Raw genomic sequence first — 16,340 nt, 5'->3', positions numbered from 1 at the left:
GATTCGCCCCGTCTGCGTTTGTCCTGTCTCGCCGCTGCCGTTCTCGCGAAACAGCGATTTGACAATTTGCGAGTCAGTATAGAAACAGTCTCAAAATAAATCGTTTAAGGATTGTTAAGCGCGTTTCGGCTCGATGGGGCGGCACGGCGCAGCGTGCGTAATGAAGATCGGGATTGGGGATTCACGCGATGAGATAAAAATGCGGCGTCGCCTCGCTCGAGCCCGACGCCGCTTAAAAACACCACACGCTCGCGGGGGTCTAGCCACACGAGTGAGATGAAATTAGCCGGTACAGAAATCCAGTTCAAGATGAAAGAACTTCATTTGTAACGGGCGGGCCGGTAGCTCTTACGTGGAGGTCATGGGCGGCACGCGTCCATCGACGTGCGGCTTGCCGCAAAAATCGTATGACCTGAAGCGGTGCGCGGCTCTCCATTTACAGATGCAGACGTTTTGTTACAGCGCCACCCACGCCTCCGGCTAGCGACGCGTTCTTCGCACGCTAACGCGCCCAGTGCAACAGAGCATGAGGCCGCGCCGCCTCATCTTCCGCCCTCGATTTCCGGCATCGGCGCGAACAGCGCGTCGAGGTCGTCGTCGGAGAATTTGGCCGCGCCCGCGGCGTCGTCGGAGAGAATGCTGTCCGCGAGGCCCGCCTTCTGCTCCTGCAACTCCACGATTTTCTCCTCGATGCTGCCGGCGGCGATCAGCTTGTAGACGAACACGGGCTTGTCCTGCCCCAGCCGATGCGCGCGGTCGGTGGCCTGATTCTCGGCGGCCGGGTTCCACCACGGATCGTAGTGAATCACCGTGTCGGCGGCGGTGAGGTTCAGCCCCACGCCGCCCGCCTTCAGGCTGATCAGGAACAACGGCACCTCGCCTTGCTGAAAACGCTCGACCGGCGTGATGCGATCCGCCGTGTCGCCGGTCAGGATCACATACGGGATCGCGGCGTCTTCGAGCGCTTGCGCGATCAACGCGAGCATGCCGGTGAACTGCGAGAACAGCAGCACGCGGCGCCCTTCCTCGATCAGTTCGGGCAGCATCGACAACAGCAGATCGAGCTTCGCCGAACGCATCGCGCGCGCGCCCTTTTCGGCCTTTTCGTTCTTTTCTGCGCGCTCACGCCTCTCGCCGTGCGCGTCGACCTCGTCGGCGATCTTGATCGTTTTCACGAGACGCGGATCGCAGCACACCTGGCGCAGCTTCAGCAACGCATCGAGCACGATGATGTGGCTGCGCGCGAGACCTTGCGCGCTGACCGCCGCGCGCACCTTCTCCTGCATCGCCGTGCGCACGGTTTCGTAGAGATCGCGCTGCGCGCCTTCCAGATCGACCGAGCAGACAATCGTGGTCTTGGCCGGCAACTCCTTCGCGACCTCGTCCTTGCGACGGCGCAGCATGAACGGCCGGATACGGCGCGCCAGCAGCGCGCGGCGCACGCCATCGCCGTTCTTCTCGATCGGATTGCGCCAGCGCCGGGTGAAGTCTTTCTGGCTGCCGAGAAAACCCGGCAGCAGAAAATCGAATTGCGACCACAACTCGCCCAGGTGATTCTCCAGCGGCGTGCCGGTCAAGCACAGCCGATGCCGCGCGCGCAATCCGCGGATCGCCTGCGCGGCCTTGGTGGTGGCGTTCTTCACGTACTGCGCTTCGTCGAGAATCAGCAAGTGATAGTCGTGTTCGGCGAGCACCTTCTGATCGCGCCACAGCAGCGCGTAAGTCGTCAGGATCAGTTCGTGTTCGCCGATCTGCTCGAAGCGCTCCTTGCGCTGCGGGCCGTTCAGCACCAGCACCTTCAGTTCGGGCGCGAAGCGGCGTGCTTCCTCGCGCCAGTTGTGCACGAGCGTGGTGGGCACCACGATCAGCGCGGGGCGGTTCAGCCGCCCCGCCTCTTTTTCCGCGAGGATGTGCGCGAGCGTCTGCACGGTCTTGCCCAGGCCCATGTCGTCGGCGAGCACGCCGGCCAGATCCTGTGCGCGCAGAAACTGCATCCAGTTCAGGCCCTGCTGCTGATACGCGCGCAGTTCCGCGCGCAAGCCGCGCGGCACGGGCACCTCATGCAAGCCCGGACCGGCTTGCAGACGCTGCGCCAGTAGACGGATCGAATCGTCGCCGCGGAATTGCCAGCGGCCGGTGCTGTTCAACGCTTCGAGCCGGCCCGCATCGACGGAGGGCACGCGCAGCGGCGCGCCGTCGGCGAGTGAACCGCCGAGCGCGTCGAACAGGTCGACCAGCACGCGCACCACCGGCTTCAGACGATCGGCGCGCAAGCGCAGACGCTTGTTTTCTTCGGTCTTGAGTTCGATCGGCTCTTCGTCGGCGATGCTGTCGAGCGCGCCGCCGAGCCAGCGCCGGTCGCGCCGGAACAGATCGGCGAGCAGCGGTTCGAGCCGCACGTTGCGCTCGCCGATGCGGATGCCCATCTCCAGATCGAACCAGCCGTCGCCCGCCTGGTGCGCGGTGCCGTCGATCGCGTCGATCTCGATGACGTTGTAGCGGAACTCGGGCGCCATCGTCACGCGCCAGCCCTTGCTCACGAGATCCGGCACCGCGTGGTTGACGAACGCGGACCAGGCGTCGGCATCGGGCAGGCCGAGCATCGTGTCGGGCAACAGCCGCGCGCCGTACACGCGGCTCGTGGGCACTTTCTGCAAGCCCGTCTTGCGCAGCTCGAGCAGGCGTTTTTTCTCGGCCTCGTAGCGGCGGCGGATATGGATGACGTCGCCGCCCGGCATCGGCACGAGCGTGACGCTGCTGTCGACGTTGATGCTGACGCCGTCGTAATCGAAACTCACGCCGGCGAGTTCGACCGCTTCGGGCTTGCGCTGCGCGGCTCGGCCCGCCGACGGCAACGCATGGCTGTTGAGCGTGAGCACCGGCACCGGATCGACGTCGATCACGCGAATCGCGGACGCGTCGTGCGCCGGCGGCAGCGGCAGTTCGGGCGCGATCTCGCGCAGCACCGAGGCGACCAGCGGCGCTTCGGCGAGCGAGATCGGCGGCATCGCCAGGTAGTCGGGCAACTGCTGGAACGGCAGCGACGATTGCACGATGCCGGCTTCATGCGCCGCGCCGTCCACATACCAGACCGGCTCGGTCGGCAGGACCATGCTCGCGCGCGGCTCGGTGCACAGCACCGGCCGCAGACGCTCGTCCGCGAGCGGCTCCCACTCGATCCGGCCGGGCCGGTCGGCGCCGCGCGACAACGGCGTCGGTCCTTCCCGACCGGGCTCGGGATCGAACTCGAAGAACAGACGCCCCGTCGCGATCAGCTTCTGCAGCATTTCCGCGCCGCTCGTGCCGCGCAGAATGAACTGGCCGAAATCCTCGCGCGAGCGGCCGAGCCACAGGCCGCGCAGGATCGACAGATCCTCGTCGGAGACAAACTTCGGTTGCTTGAGCAGCGCCGACTCCACATTGCTCCAGGGCTCGTCGACTTCGAAGATGGTGCCGTCGGCATCGCAGCGCGCGCGGTACAGCACGACTTCGTGGCGCATGTGGAAGTTCGACCAGTTCAACAGATACGCGAGCGTCTGGGTGCGCGCGGCGCCGCCCTTTTGAGCGAGCGCATCGGCGGCTTCGGCGCGCGCGCGAAACCGTTCCAGCCAGCTCACCAGTTCAGGGCGCACGCCCGCCGCGGGCTCCGCTTTCGCCGCGGATCGGGCCTGGCGGTAACCGCCGCGCTGAGCGTCGCGGTCGTCGGCATCGTCATCGACGTAGATGACGTGGTCCATCTCGTCCTGAAACTCGAGCGCGGCGAGCAGCAGCGCGGCCACGTGCTTGCAGTTGCGGCCAACGGGGCAAGTGCAGTCGCTCTGCGCCCAGGGCAATCCGCCGCCGTTACGGAAACGCACCCGCGTTCTGTACGGACTGGGTTGCGTGCCCTGTACGTCCCCGCTCAGCGTCGCGCCGCGCCATTGCATGTTAGTGACGGCGCCCACCAGGCGCGCCTTGGCGACGGTATGGTCACCCAGCCATTCCGCGATCCGTTCCCGATCAAAGAAAACTGACGACATCAGGGTCCATCCTATTCGAGCCGGCGAAGGCATCGTGCGCGGACAGACGCGGCGCGGCAGGCGCTCGGCGGCGCCTGCCGGCGCGATTGCGTCCGGCATCGAATGCCCGTGGTAACCGGCCATTTTACGCGTCGGATGGAATTGGCTGTGGCGGCAGTACGCCGCGCGCCGCTCAATCGGCGCTGTCCGCCGGCATGCTGCCGCTCGCGACGCGGTTGGCGGCCGCTTGCGCGGCGAGTGCCTGCTTGTGCTGCTCGACCTGCTGCGCGAATACAGGGCTCACGTCGGGATACGATGCATCGGTCACGTAGTTCAGGCCGTTCGCCTGCGCTTCGATCAGTTCCTGGTACACCTCGGCGCGGGTCTTGCCTTGTGCAAAAGCGCTCGACGAAGCGGCCAGAACGACAACGGACAATGCGGCGAAAGCGATCTTCTTCATGATGAACTCCAAGGGGTGTTGTGCGGGTTTGCATGAGGGAAAACCACGCGTTCGCGGCTTTTATTCCTGCGGCAACGGTTCCGAAAAAACAAACTTCGAAGCGGGAATAAAGCGGCCGGCGAAGCGGTTTGCACGCGTTCCGAGGCGCGGCGACGCCAGCACATGGGCTGCCAAAACCGGCCGCCGGATAGCGTCCGGACGGACGCTGCGAACAACGCGCATCGAACGTATGGAATAAACCCCCGTCCGGGTGTGTTCGCTCCCACATGGCTGATACTCGACAACCGCCGACAACCGCCGCCGACACCATGAACCCGACCGACGCCCGATCCGACCCGCCGCTTTCAGAAGCCGACATCCAGGCCTACGCCGACGGCACGCTGACGCCGGAACGCGCCGCCTTCCTGCGGGACTATCTCGGCAAGGACCCGGCGGAAGCGCGCCGGGTGGCCTTCTACGGCAAGCTCAACGCGCAGATCCAGCAGGCCTTTCAGACCACCGACGAACCGGTGACGAGTCGTGTCGCGCCCTGGCGCCGCGCGCTCGAACGCCTGAATGCGGCGCGGCGTCGAAGCAGGCTGCTCAACACGCTGATGGCGCTCGTGCTCGCGGCGGTGACCGCGAGCGGCTGGCTTGCCGCCACCCAGGTATCCGCCGAGGCGCTCGACAATGCCGCCGTCATGGCGTTGGCCGAAACCGACGCCGCGGGTTTTTCCGCCGCGTCGCGGACCCGAACCGACGCCTGGGCGCCGGATCTGACGGCGATCGGACTGCGGCTGGTGGATCGGCGGTCCCTGTCGCTCGGCCCGTTTCAGCGCGCCAGCGAATTCGTCTATCTGAACGGGGACAACCGGCCGGTGGTGGTGATGTCGAGCCTGGCGCTGCTCGCGCCGGCGCAGCCGCAATGGAGCGCGCGCCGCATCGGCGCGGTCCGTCTGCTGACGTGGACGGCGCGGCGGCAGCGTTTCGTGGTGGCCGGCGAAGCCCGCACCCACGGCCTGATGCGCGCCGCCGACGCGATGACGACGCACTGAGCTTTGGCGCAACCTGACGATCCGATGTCACGCGAACGGAATAGAATGCGCCCAAGCGTGTTCGCCTCTCAACCGCATCAATTGCCCTTCCAGGCGGCCCGAGCGACGGCCGCCGCTGCCGTGCTCACGAAAGGCCCCACGACTGGGATGAAAAATGGATGTCCGTGACGAGTTGATGGAGCATGTGCCGCGCTTGCGGCGCTATGCGCGAGCGCTGATCAACAATCGCGATCTCGCCGACGATCTGGTGCAGGACACGCTCGAACGCGCGCTCGGCCGCACCGGCATGTTCCAGCAAGGCACCGACCTGCGCGCATGGCTGTTCACGATCATGCACAACGTTTTCGCGAATCAGGCGCGCAAGGCGTCGGCGCGCGCCGTCCATGTGGCGGTCGACGACGAAAGCGTCCATGAAAGCGAATTCGCCGTGCCCTCCGATCAGATCCGCTCGCTGGAAATGCGCGACCTCGACTACGCGTTGCAGCGCCTGCCGATGGAACAGCGCGAAGTCGTGCTGCTGGTGGGCCTCGAGGAAATGAGCTATGCCGACGTGGCGCTTGCGCTGAACATTCCGATCGGCACGGTGATGTCGCGGCTTTCGCGCGGGCGCGAGCGGCTTCGGGCATTGATGGCGGGCACACAGCCCGGCGCAAGATTACAGGTGGTGCGATGAGCGACCAACAGACGCCGATCGGCGAAGAAGAACTGCATGCGTACGTGGACGGCACGCTGTCCGACGAACGGCGTGCCGAGGTGGAGCGCGCGCTCGAACAGAACCCCGAGCTGGCCGCGCGCATCAGCGATTATTTCTCGCTGAACAACATGTTCCACGAGCGCTATGACCGCGTGCTGAACGAGCCCGTGCCCAAACGCTTGCAGGCGCCCGCGCCGCGCCGCTGGCGCATCGCGGCCAACTGGCCGCAGTTCGCCGGCATGGCCGCGGCGCTGGTGCTGGGCGTGGGTATCGGCGTGGGCACGCACATGGGGCGCGACGTCGTGGCGCCGGTCGTCGGCCGCGCGGACACGCGGACTGTCAGCGCGGACGGTTCCGAAGTATTCGCGCGGCAGGCGGCGCTGGCGCACGTGGTCTATATGCCGGCCGTCGACCGTCCGGCCGATATGACCGCGGATCACGAACAGGATTTCGTGCAATGGCTGTCCAACCGGCTCGGCACGAATGTTCATCCGCCGATGCTCTCGAAGAGCGGCTTCAACCTCTCGGGCGGCCGCCTGCTGCCGGGCGCCGACGGCCCCACCGCGCAGTTCATGTATCGCGGACCGAACGGCGAGCGCGTGACGCTGTGCATTTCGCGCCGCCAGGTGAACTCGAACACGACCGCGTTCAAGCTGTATCAGGACGGGCCGGTGAACGTGTTCTATTGGGTCGACGGCGACTTTGGCTATGCGGTGTCGGGCGGGATCGATCGCCAGGCGCTGCTGCAACTGTCGCACGACGTGTACTCGCAGTTGACGGGGGCCGCGCCGGGTTGACGCTTATCGCGGCGTCGCAATGCGGCGGGTATTCAGCGTATCGAGTTCGATCATGCTGCCCGAATGCGAGCTCGATCTGATCAACTCGCGTGGCGTGACGCCCAGCAACCTGCCCATCCAATGCGCCATGTGACTCTGATGCGCGAAGCCCGTATCCAGCGCGATCCGGCTTGCGCTCAGGCGGCCTTCGAGCAATAGCGTTCTCGCCCGCTCGACTCGCCGCCGCACCACGTACTGATGCACCGGCACACCGAGCGTCTCGCGAAACAGCACCTTGAAATGCGGCACGCTCAGATCGGCGAGCGCGGCCAACTCGGTTAGCGTGAGACGCTGGTCGAGATGCGCCTCGATAAACTCGATCACGCGCGCGGCGGTTTTCGGTGCGAGCGTGCGCCGCTTGTCGTCGAGCGTCGGCGCGCCGCCGATCAGCCGCACCACCATCGCGGTGCAAAGGCTCTCGGCGTAAAGCGGATCGGATGCGTCGTCCGCCTCCAGTTCGGCATGTAACGCCCACGCGAGATGCTGAAAGCGCGGATCGCGCATCTGCATCCGCGGACGAAGCCGCGCCTCGCTCGACTTCAATTCCAGTTGCTCGACCGTCCTTTGTGCGAACTCCACGCCGATCCATACGCTGAAGATCGTGCATGCGGACTCATCGCTCCATTGCCCGTCGAGTCCGGCCGGGATCACATCCGCGTCGCCATGCGACTGAATGCGCGAATAGCGGCGCTCCTGGCATACGCAGCGCGCCCTGACCGGCGCGCCCACATGCACGCCCACACGGTGATGCTTGAGCGGGGGAATCCGATGCGAGCCCGCCGACACGTTGACGAGTTCCGCGCCGAAGCCCTGCCAGCCCAGCGTCTTGCTGGACCGTACAGCAATGCGGGAACCGCTATGCGGTTGCGGTAGGGGTGTCACGGCATTCATCGCGTCCTCTCGTGGATGGCGGGTAACGTGGCTTGCATTGTGCTGCGTTTTTCGCCGCTTCGCTTGACGCTTGTTATTCCACCCTGCCGCCGGGGTGACGTCGCAAGCGAAACAATCATCCGAATCTGCGCATCGCGATCCTTGTGCGCGCGTTTTCCGCTTCGCGCCTCCCTATGATGGCCGTGTCCATTGGCGAAGGAGCGCAACGTGTTCGTGATTTTCGGAGCAGCAGGCAATGTTGGCGGAACGAGCGCCGCGGCATTGCGCCGGGCCGGACGACCGGTGCGCGCAGTGGTCCGCGACGAAACGCAAGGCGCGCCGCTGGCGGAAATCGGCTGCGAAATAATGATCGCCGATCTGCTCGACGCATCGACGGTCGCGCGTGCAATCAAGGGCGCCCATGCGGTGCAGATACTCTGTCCGGTGCCCCGGGCGCGCGCCGATCCCGCATCCGACATGCGGCGCATGATCGAGGTCGCCGCCGACGCCTTGCGCGCCGATCCGCCGCAACGCGTACTCGCGCTCTCCGACTACGGCGCGGAACATGCGAGCGGCACGGGCATCACGACGCTGTTCCACTACCTCGAAACGCAGTTGCAAGCCGTTGCCTCGCAACTGACGTTTCTGCGCGCCGCCGAACACATGCACAACTGGGCTCGGGTGTTGCCGATCGCGCTTTCCAAAGGCGTCTTGCCGAGTCTGCATCATCCGTTGGACAAGCTGTTTCCCACGGTGGCGGCGCGGGACGTCGGGCTGCTGGCCGCCGAACTGCTGCTGGACGAACAGCCGGCAAAGACCTCGCCGCGCGTGGTGAGCATCGAAGCCAGGGAGCGTGTGAGTGCATTCGACGTGGCACGGGTCGTCGGTGAATTGGCGCATCGCACGGTGGTCGCGCACGAGGTGCCGCGTGGCGAATGGGCTGCCACGCTCCATGCGGCGGGACTCGGCGAACAGCACGCGCGCCTCATCACGGATCTGTACGACGCGCACAACGCGGGCCGTATCGACGTGGAAGCGGAAGTCAGCGAGCGGCGCTTTGGCGCGACCGCGCTGGCGGAGGTGCTGGCGGAAATAGTGGCGCGGGTCGCTGCTTCGGCTTCGGCTTCGGCTGCACCGTAACGACGTTGCCCTTCACAGGAGAGACAGCATGGACATGTGCCCCTTGCTGCGCGCATCGGCGCAAGCGCGAAAGATCGCGGACGGTCGTTTCGCTCCAACCGCGCCAACGCGGGCACGGTCGAGCGCCAACGCGCGCTATTGGCTGGCGTTGGCGGCAAGTTTCGTGGGATGGCTAGGCTGGCGGGCGCTGCGGGACGTGCTCAACGCGATTCCCGACAGCAACGACGATTTCGGTTTGTTCTGATTCGCCGAGGGGGCGTTCCCGCTTTCCACGCCACGGCGTGTCTTGATCGATCCAGCCGAAATACGATCCGGTTTCGGTCGTGTCCGTGCATTCCTCGGTGAATGACGGTCGGTACCAATCACAGTAATCCGCCCTGGCAAGCTTGAGCGGTGTGCTTGCTTTGCCAGCGAGCGGCTTCCGCGGTTCATGTGCGGAGTCGCGGTTTGCATTGGATACGGTATTCCGGTTGAGCCGTTCACTGGAATTATTCATCCATGCTTCTTCGGGAACGGCTTTTGCCTCGTTGTAACCTTTGTCCAGATCGACAGCGCGAAAACGTAGCTCAGGCCCAGCTAGTTTCAGAGACATGACTTCATTCCCGCGGAACCGGCTATCGCCTCCACCATACGGTTTGTCGTTCTTCATGAAGGTCGTGGAAATGGTCTGCCATGCTGGTGTGGTCATGCTGTGATATCCATAGATCGCTAGTGCGGCCACCAGAAGGCCGCCCACGATCATTGCCTTGCGTTTTGGCATAACTATTCACCACGGCTGGCAAAGTGATGGCATGAGTGATCGTCGCCGCGGTCATACGCCATGCCATTCCCAGTAGTGGTACGGCACAATACCGCCCAGGGCGCTAAGTTCCGGGGTCAACTGACCTGCGAGCAGACGGCGCCGGAATTCGGGATGGGTGATGTCCCCTCCGGATGAGCCCATCGTCATGGTGCGAGCAACCCAAAGACCTTCGCGGGGGCAGGGCTCGCCGGCCATGCATCGTGTCGAGTGCGTCAGATCAGCTTCCTATTGCCAGTGGTCAAATGGGTGTTCAAGTCCCGGAGCGCTCGCGCCCTTCCTCAAATCCGTTACGAACTGGCTGCGCTCGCCGCTTGAAGATATCTTCCTGTAGTAACCGGCTTCGGCGATGATCGCGCCCGGGTAGACCGGCTCTGATGACATTATTTCGCGCTGGCGCGCTTCGTAGTCTCGCCATTCTTCGGGTGTTGACGGATAGCCGGTGTTGAATATGGCGCGCGCCGGTCTGGTCCGATCGGAAAGGAAATTGACCCGACCTCCCACACCGAACACCCCCTTGACCGCAATATTCGCAAAAATGAGTGCACCAAATTCATAGGTCCCTTCTGGCACCTTGTGCGTCGGCAGGGCGAGAAATTTATATATTACCGAGCCACCCGAAGATATGGTGATAAATGTGCCCGATTCACCCGTCGGCTGTGCGATGGTTTCGACCGGATAGTCGCCCTTGTTTAGTACCGGGAGGCCTGCCAGATCAGCACGCCATTCCCCATTTCCGTCCGTACGAAATCCACTTATATCAAGTCGGTCGCCGCCAAGCTTGACCCACTGATCGGGCGTCCTCATCCTGATGGGAAAACGTCCACTGTTAGAAAACGTTACTTCGACGAGAAATTTGTCTTTTTTCCGCTGAACGTCGGAAACTGTCACATCGAATTTGACTATAGCGTGGCCAGCCGGCGAGTACTTCTTTATTGAAGCCTTGAAAAAATCATCAGCAAGGAATGCCACGCCTTTCGGCAATTCACCGACACGGCCTTGGTAATCTGTCGATTTTCCGTCCCGAACGCAGCTTATCGAATAGGTCATCATCGGGTTCACCTGAATATCAGTGGGCGGTTTTTCCACTGCAGCACGGCATAGCCGATCATGAAGTTCCTTCGCCCGGTTCACATCGTCCGATGATAGTTGGGCATTCAGGAGGCCAACGCCATCGAATTTTTTGCCCAATATGTCCGACAACGTGTTCGATAACCCGAGGCGGATTTGACCTGTAGACGGCCATACTCCGATACCATTAGTTCCGTACTGGTGGTCGCCTAATCCAGTGATCGCGAATGAATCGTTATTGGCGTCTTTATCATCCGCTAACGCATTTTTCGACATGGCGAATACCCCACAAAAGATACAAAGCAAAAAAAACATGCTGAACAGGAAAGAACAGGCATTGTGTCTGGCCTGATTATGCTTCATATCCGATTCTCCATCTTTGCCACACAGGCTTAGACTTGTCGTTATTCAGATATTGTGCGTGCTCACCGGTCAGTTTGCAGAAGTGTCGCCTGATATATTCCAGATAGTAGGGATGGACGGTTGCACTGGGTGAAGCCTTGATATCTTTCGGCACTTGCTTGTTGGCTCCATAACCCATCAGGTTGCTTTGTGAAAGAATCTGCCACGTTTCCTGGTCCCTATTCGTTTCACCCAACATGAAATCGAGTTGCTGATCCTTGATGTACTGCTTATGTACCCAGCCGCCATATGACCAGTATTCATCCGGATAATTGAATAGATGCCCGCATTCATGCGCGATCACATTTGTGTCATATGGCATATCTTTCCAGACGAACCCTTCGCCCGGTTGTGTGTCGGGATACATGTTTATCTCGCCCCACGAGCCTCCGTCGGCGCGCCGGGTCCTTGGAAACAGTTTGATTGTCTGGTGGATCTTTTTCCCGTCACCTACTGACGCGCTATTGATGCTCACTAGCAGTTCCACCCTGAAGACGACAGACACGCGACAGCCGCAAGCTGCGTCCTTGGAACAACCATTCAGAATGAGCTTGCTTCTGTGCCCGTTCAATATGGCTTCTACCTGCTGTTTCTTTGCCTCAACCTCGAAGCCCGGGCCCGTACCATCGCGGTACTTGATCACGAAACCGTTCAATGGATTATTGATGCCGTTTCCTGCGATCGCCCAATGCAGATTGTGGTCATAGGGGGCGGACAGTGGCCTCCCATCTGTCCCGAGCAATGGCTTGCCGGACGGATCGCATGGAAGAAGGTCGACGGGCACGAGCTTGATCCGTACTGTCGCACACAGTGTCTTGGTCGGATCGTCGTATGACAGTTCGAATGCCGTGTCAAACTGACTACCACTTAGTACCCACTTTCCGCGCATGTCAGGAGGCGGCCACGGCGTGTCTTGATCGATCCAGCCGAAATACGATCCGGTTTCGGTCGTGTCCGTGCATTCCTCGGTGAATGACGGTCGGTACCAGTCAGAGTAATCCGCCCTGGGCAAACTTGAGCGGTGTGCTTGCTTTGCCAGCGAGCGGCTTCCGCGGTTCATGTGCGGAGTCTCGGTTTGCATTGGACGGGCTCGCCTGGGCAGTTGGCGTCGTTGCTGGCTGGGCCTCCTGATTTGCATCTGTCGAACCGTGCGGCCTCGCGACGGAAGCGGCAAGCACCGCCTAGCTCGTTTGAGCACTCAATGCCGTCGGCGGTGAATTGCTCGACGCCGGCGGAGTCGTGCTTGCAACAATAGGGGTTTGGCGCCACGCCTCGCAGTTCGTCACGAATGGCACGGTTCGAGCCATGAACGGTGCCATGGCGAGATGCATCTGCGCGGACTGTTTTTTCTGGATCGTGATGACTTGAAGAACAGGTTACCCGGACCACCAAATGTAATGTTGCCGTTGATGCTGGCAATGTTCACGCCCCGGTCCGCGGCGAGTGACATCGGGCCACGCTGGGCCTGGAACTGAACCGGGCCCCTCGCCGCGAAAAGCCATGATTCCGGAACGGGCAGGTCATGTCATTAGCCCTGTGCGTTCTGATACTGCCTACCAGGTGCGTTTTTTAAGCGTATAGCCGTAAAGCCCATACTGGGTATTGGTCGCCGGGTCGAAATAGACGCCCTGGGTGATGCCATCATCGGTTTCGTCCCACGACTTGCCGTAGTCGCGACTGACAAGCGTGAAGTCGCGAGGCGCGCCATTGCCTGTCGCGTCCGTCGCGTAGACGAGCAGTACCCCGCGCCTGCCGACGCTGAAGCCATCGAGCATCAGGCGCTCATCGAACGTATGTTTCTGCTCGACAGCAGGCTGCTTGTGGTTCGGCCAGGTCGAGATCGCACCCGTTCGATGCCCGTTGTCCTCCGGATGATTAATGAAGTCGCGTGGCAGGCCAAGGCGGGAAAGTGCATAGACGGAATACCGGGCATCCGGCTCGACCTGCTCCGACTGGAGATAGGCAATGACCTGGTCCGGCAACACGACCTCGCGCTCAAAGGCGTCGCTGTCCCACTTCAGACGGTCGACAACGCTTTCGGCTGGAGTCTTGCCTATCGCGTCCAGGTAGTAGGCAACACGCAACGTACCGTCCGAACCGAGATCCACGCCGTTGAACGTTTTGCGCGGCTCTCCCGGCTCAGTCGCCAGCAGGGGAACGCCAATTTCCTTCCAGGTGTTGCCGCCATTCACGGTGCGCCAGACGCGCGGTCCCCATCCCACTGCATAGCCCCGTTCGGAATCGAGGAAAAGCAGTTGGCCGATATTCTGGTCCTCCGGCCACCTGAGTTGCGTCCAGTTCCTGCCGCCGTCCTGTGAGCGCCAGAGCTTCGTGATCTGTGGAGACAGGCGGTTCGCGGGCTCGGGCGCCTTGTAATCCATCCACTCCGTACTGATGTACTGTGTGCTCCAGTCCTTCGAATACCACCAGGCCGCGTTCTGTCCGGATTGCAGGAAGGAACGCTTCAGTCCGCCATCAATGGTGCCGCGAAAAAAATTGACGGTATTCCGGTTAAGGGTCTCTGCGGTATTGCTCATCCATGCCTCAGTAGGTTCCGCGACCTGAGGGTTTTTGAGTTCCGACGCAGGCTTGAAGGTGATTACCGGGTCCGCAATCTTGAGACTGATGACTTCATTCCCATTGATCCTTGTATCGCCTCCACCATACGGTTTGTCGTTCTTCATGAAGGTCGTGGAAATGGTCTGCCATGCTGGTGTGGTCATGCTGTGATATCCGTAAGTTGCAAGCGCGGCCAGAAGAAGGCCACCCACGATCATTGTTCTGCGTCTGGGCATGCGCATGTCACTTCGCATCCATCAGGCGCCCAAGGACCCTGCTTACCGCATCGTCGATACCACTTTTTGTTTCATTCCACGCATCGCTGATGGTGTCGCTGGCAACCACTTTCCCGCTATCCCAGACCTGTCCCCAGGTCCGGCCATCGGCCCATTCCTCCATCGCGGGTCCGCCCGAAATTTTCAACATATCCGGAAGCTGCAGATCTGCCAGGCCGCCGTCGAGATAGGCTAGCGGATGGGTCTTGAAGGCGAACGTCTTGAACTGTTCGTCATCCATTTCGAGCTTATAGCGTGGGACTGGCATTGTGAAGCTCCCATTTCCTGGCTTGAAGCTGCGCATCTGGATCGTGTCCCCTTTCATATTTTGCTGGAGCCCCCTCTCCATATTCTTCTGCAGGTACCATCTCGCACTGCGGAGCCACGCCTGTCCAGCGGGACTCAGCGTTGGATACAGTTTCGCGCCGTAGTTCGAACAGTAGTAGTAGCCATAGCTGAGGTAGTAGCTGGGGGGCTTATGCCCGCAGCCGATGTGACGCATCATGAAATTGCTGTGCCGGGACCAGTCAGAGGAGGTGCATTCCGGCTGGAGCAGGGTCTGCCGTTCGTGCAGCAGACGTGCCGTCACCTCCTTGTCGGTCCAGGGATCCCAGGAGGTGGCAAATGCCTTGATGGTGGTCCATGCACTGGCCGCCGTGACCTTGGTCACCGTATCGGTGTATTCGCAGTGCAGCGGCCTGTAGTAATACTCGCAGTTTCCAAGGAGCGAATCCGCAGCGGGCGGCACATCAAGTTCGCATGCGGTGCGCTCAACCCTTGCCCGTTGCGTGTACGACTTTGGCGTCAGGTATGACTTGCCATAACCAACGGTCTTTTCATCGCCTGCCATATTCAGCTCCCTTTCAGTTCGATCGTGACGCCCTGCGGAACATGGCTTTGCGCGAGCGACGTCTCACCTTTTTCACTGGTGACGCCTTCAGCAATGACCTTGCCGTCAGAGAGCATCCGGTATTTCGCATTTGCCACAGGAATATCGGTTCCCGCCCAGTGCACTACGAACGCTTCGTTATAGTCCCCCTGGGAATCGGGTAACGCCGGGATCGCGTCGGAAAGCGCTGCCGCGCCTTTCTTCTGGATCGTGATGACCTTGAAGAACAGGTCACCCGGACCGCCAAGCGTGATGTTGCCGTCCTTGAACTGGGCAAACGCGCCACCGCACTCGAAGATGACTTCCCTGGCTGCGGAGAGGTTCAACCTGCGGTTGACGCTGGCCATGTCGACGTCCCGGTCCGCGGCGAGTGACATCGGGCCACGCTGTGCCTGGAACTGAACCGGGCCTTTCGCCGCGAAAAGACTGATTCCGGACTTTTGCGCAAACAGCGAAATCGTTTCGCCCACCGATGCCGTGAACCGTTTGAGCACACTGAAGTCCACGTTCCTCCCGGCGACAGCGCTGACGCTGTCCTGTGCCGAAAGCTGGATGCCGCCGCCGGCCACGAGTCCCGCCGATGCCGGGGTGCTCATGAGCAGTCCTGGCTTTTTCAACTGGTCGAAACCGTCCTTCATCTGCTGCTGCGCATCGGTATCAGCGGGCCCGGCCTTCGCGCTGGTTGCGCAGCGTTCAAGCGCTTTGGCGAGCTCCAGCGCGCTTTCCAGTTGCGCGACAGTCTCCTGCATGTCAAGCTGACTGCCGCCCGCGCCGGGGCGGTCGTACGTCGTGATCATCACGCCCCTGCCGGCGCGGATCACGCCCCATCCCGAGGTCCTGAGCTCATAGCCTTCACCCCGGTACTCGATCTTCTGGTTCACCAGATAGCCGAGATTCAGCTGCGACTTGCCCGAGTGTTCCGTACTCAGCTTGATCCCTTCCTGGCCCGCCCAGTCCTCCATGCGCAGCTTGTTGTTTTTCTGCGTGCGGATCATGTTGCGCGAGAGCCAGCGCCGGTCGTTCGTCACCAGATCGCGCGCTTCGCTGTGATGATGGAACGCGGTGATCTCGGGCTTGTCGGGATCGCCGTCGCGGAAGGAGATCACGGCTTCGTCGTTATCCAGCGCGACGAAGTGCATGCCCGTCTGCAGCTTGCCCGCGAAGGGCTTCGCGAGGCGCAGCGGCACGCTTTCGCCGTAAGCGACTCGGCCCGACCGTTTCCCCGTTCGCGCGCGCGTGAGGCATGGTGGTGATGGTTGTGTCGGAGTCAGTGTAGATCAAGTGAGATCGTGTCCACGATCGGCGATCGTGGG

13 protein-coding genes and 1 pseudogene are annotated in these 16,340 nt (G+C 62.0%); 4 read left to right on the top strand and 10 right to left on the bottom strand.

The features are described from left to right. Positions 1 to 542 precede the first annotated feature (542 nt). Complete coding sequence (locus ACTJLC_RS27465; protein WP_310132703.1) at positions 543 to 4,019, bottom strand: DEAD/DEAH box helicase; 3,477 nt, start codon at positions 4,017 to 4,019, stop codon at positions 543 to 545. Positions 4,020 to 4,191: 172 nt separating this feature from the next. After that, a complete protein-coding gene (locus tag ACTJLC_RS27460; protein WP_154873570.1) occupies positions 4,192 to 4,458 on the bottom strand; it encodes a DUF4148 domain-containing protein in 267 nt (88 codons plus the stop codon). A 308-nt stretch (positions 4,459 to 4,766) separates the two neighbouring features. On the opposite strand from ACTJLC_RS27460, the gene ACTJLC_RS27455 reads away from it, so the two are divergent. The 3 genes from ACTJLC_RS27455 to ACTJLC_RS27445 all read left to right on the top strand — a co-directional run bounded on the left by ACTJLC_RS27455 (position 4,767) and on the right by ACTJLC_RS27445 (position 6,983). Further along, positions 4,767 to 5,492, top strand: coding sequence for an anti-sigma factor family protein (locus ACTJLC_RS27455; protein ID WP_310132705.1), 726 nt, complete (start codon positions 4,767 to 4,769; stop codon positions 5,490 to 5,492). A 154-nt stretch (positions 5,493 to 5,646) separates the two neighbouring features. Beyond that, on the top strand, positions 5,647 to 6,165 hold the full coding sequence (locus ACTJLC_RS27450; protein ID WP_073432592.1) for a sigma-70 family RNA polymerase sigma factor: 519 nt from the start codon (positions 5,647 to 5,649) through the stop codon (positions 6,163 to 6,165). Then, positions 6,162 to 6,983, top strand: coding sequence for an anti-sigma factor family protein (locus ACTJLC_RS27445; RefSeq protein ID WP_073432591.1), 822 nt, complete (start codon positions 6,162 to 6,164; stop codon positions 6,981 to 6,983). The genes ACTJLC_RS27450 and ACTJLC_RS27445 overlap by 4 nt, the downstream gene beginning before the upstream one ends. A gap of 3 nt (positions 6,984 to 6,986) precedes the next feature. On the opposite strand, the gene ACTJLC_RS27440 is transcribed toward ACTJLC_RS27445, so the two are convergent. Next, complete coding sequence (locus ACTJLC_RS27440; protein WP_310132708.1) at positions 6,987 to 7,913, bottom strand: AraC family transcriptional regulator; 927 nt, start codon at positions 7,911 to 7,913, stop codon at positions 6,987 to 6,989. 207 nt (positions 7,914 to 8,120) lie between these two features. Between ACTJLC_RS27440 and ACTJLC_RS27435 the strand changes: the two genes are divergently transcribed. Continuing rightward, positions 8,121 to 9,032, top strand: a complete 912-nt coding sequence (locus tag ACTJLC_RS27435) for an NmrA family NAD(P)-binding protein (RefSeq protein ID WP_310132710.1) — start codon at positions 8,121 to 8,123, stop codon at positions 9,030 to 9,032. Between the two features lie 172 nt (positions 9,033 to 9,204). Here the strand turns inward: ACTJLC_RS27435 and ACTJLC_RS27430 are convergent, their stop codons facing one another. From ACTJLC_RS27430 to ACTJLC_RS27400, 7 genes and pseudogenes are all read right to left on the bottom strand, one after another. Then, positions 9,205 to 9,792 carry a hypothetical protein gene (locus tag ACTJLC_RS27430; protein ID WP_310132713.1) on the bottom strand — a complete coding sequence of 196 codons (588 nt, stop codon included), beginning with the start codon at positions 9,790 to 9,792 and terminating at the stop codon, positions 9,205 to 9,207. Positions 9,793 to 10,059: 267 nt separating this feature from the next. After that, on the bottom strand, positions 10,060 to 11,265 hold the full coding sequence (locus ACTJLC_RS27425; protein WP_440845807.1) for a hypothetical protein: 1,206 nt from the start codon (positions 11,263 to 11,265) through the stop codon (positions 10,060 to 10,062). Further along, positions 11,255 to 12,364, bottom strand: coding sequence for a hypothetical protein (locus tag ACTJLC_RS27420; RefSeq protein WP_310132719.1), 1,110 nt, complete (start codon positions 12,362 to 12,364; stop codon positions 11,255 to 11,257). The genes ACTJLC_RS27425 and ACTJLC_RS27420 overlap by 11 nt, the downstream gene beginning before the upstream one ends. Before the next feature lie 222 nt (positions 12,365 to 12,586). Then, positions 12,587 to 12,754 (bottom strand): hypothetical protein, encoded by a 168-nt coding sequence (locus ACTJLC_RS27415; protein WP_310132722.1) that lies wholly within the window; start codon positions 12,752 to 12,754, stop codon positions 12,587 to 12,589. 103 nt (positions 12,755 to 12,857) lie between these two features. After that, entirely contained in the window at positions 12,858 to 14,027 is a 1,170-nt protein-coding gene (locus ACTJLC_RS27410; RefSeq protein ID WP_310132723.1) for a WD40/YVTN/BNR-like repeat-containing protein, read from the bottom strand. A 79-nt stretch (positions 14,028 to 14,106) separates the two neighbouring features. Further along, positions 14,107 to 14,988, bottom strand: coding sequence for a hypothetical protein (locus ACTJLC_RS27405; protein WP_310132726.1), 882 nt, complete (start codon positions 14,986 to 14,988; stop codon positions 14,107 to 14,109). A gap of 2 nt (positions 14,989 to 14,990) precedes the next feature. Next, positions 14,991 to 16,223, bottom strand: a pseudogene (locus ACTJLC_RS27400) (DUF2345 domain-containing protein); the annotation flags it as partial. Positions 16,224 to 16,340: the final 117 nt, after the last annotated feature.

The sequence above is a fragment of the Paraburkholderia sp. 22099 genome, from assembly GCF_052045835.1.
Lineage (GTDB): Bacteria > Pseudomonadota > Gammaproteobacteria > Burkholderiales > Burkholderiaceae > Paraburkholderia > Paraburkholderia terricola.
Note: the sequence above shows the minus strand (reverse complement) of the source record. Positions and strands in the feature narration are given on the sequence as shown.

Bases quoted from the DNA above. Each gene is read 5' to 3' on its own strand.
- ACTJLC_RS27465 (WP_310132703.1), bottom strand. From the start codon at position 4,019: ATGTCGTCAGTTTTCTTTGATCGGGAACGGATCGCGGAATGGCTGGGT.
- ACTJLC_RS27460 (WP_154873570.1), bottom strand. From the start codon at position 4,458: ATGAAGAAGATCGCTTTCGCCGCATTGTCCGTTGTCGTTCTGGCCGCT.
- ACTJLC_RS27430 (WP_310132713.1), bottom strand. From the start codon at position 9,792: ATGCCAAAACGCAAGGCAATGATCGTGGGCGGCCTTCTGGTGGCCGCA.
- ACTJLC_RS27410 (WP_310132723.1), bottom strand. From the start codon at position 14,027: ATGACCACACCAGCATGGCAGACCATTTCCACGACCTTCATGAAGAAC.
- ACTJLC_RS27440 (WP_310132708.1), bottom strand. From the start codon at position 7,913: ATGAATGCCGTGACACCCCTACCGCAACCGCATAGCGGTTCCCGCATT.
- ACTJLC_RS27455 (WP_310132705.1), top strand. From the start codon at position 4,767: ATGAACCCGACCGACGCCCGATCCGACCCGCCGCTTTCAGAAGCCGAC.
- ACTJLC_RS27445 (WP_073432591.1), top strand. From the start codon at position 6,162: ATGAGCGACCAACAGACGCCGATCGGCGAAGAAGAACTGCATGCGTAC.
- ACTJLC_RS27420 (WP_310132719.1), bottom strand. From the start codon at position 12,364: ATGAACCGCGGAAGCCGCTCGCTGGCAAAGCAAGCACACCGCTCAAGT.
- ACTJLC_RS27415 (WP_310132722.1), bottom strand. From the start codon at position 12,754: ATGTCACTCGCCGCGGACCGGGGCGTGAACATTGCCAGCATCAACGGC.
- ACTJLC_RS27425 (WP_440845807.1), bottom strand. From the start codon at position 11,265: ATGAAGCATAATCAGGCCAGACACAATGCCTGTTCTTTCCTGTTCAGC.
- ACTJLC_RS27450 (WP_073432592.1), top strand. From the start codon at position 5,647: ATGGATGTCCGTGACGAGTTGATGGAGCATGTGCCGCGCTTGCGGCGC.
- ACTJLC_RS27405 (WP_310132726.1), bottom strand. From the start codon at position 14,988: ATGGCAGGCGATGAAAAGACCGTTGGTTATGGCAAGTCATACCTGACG.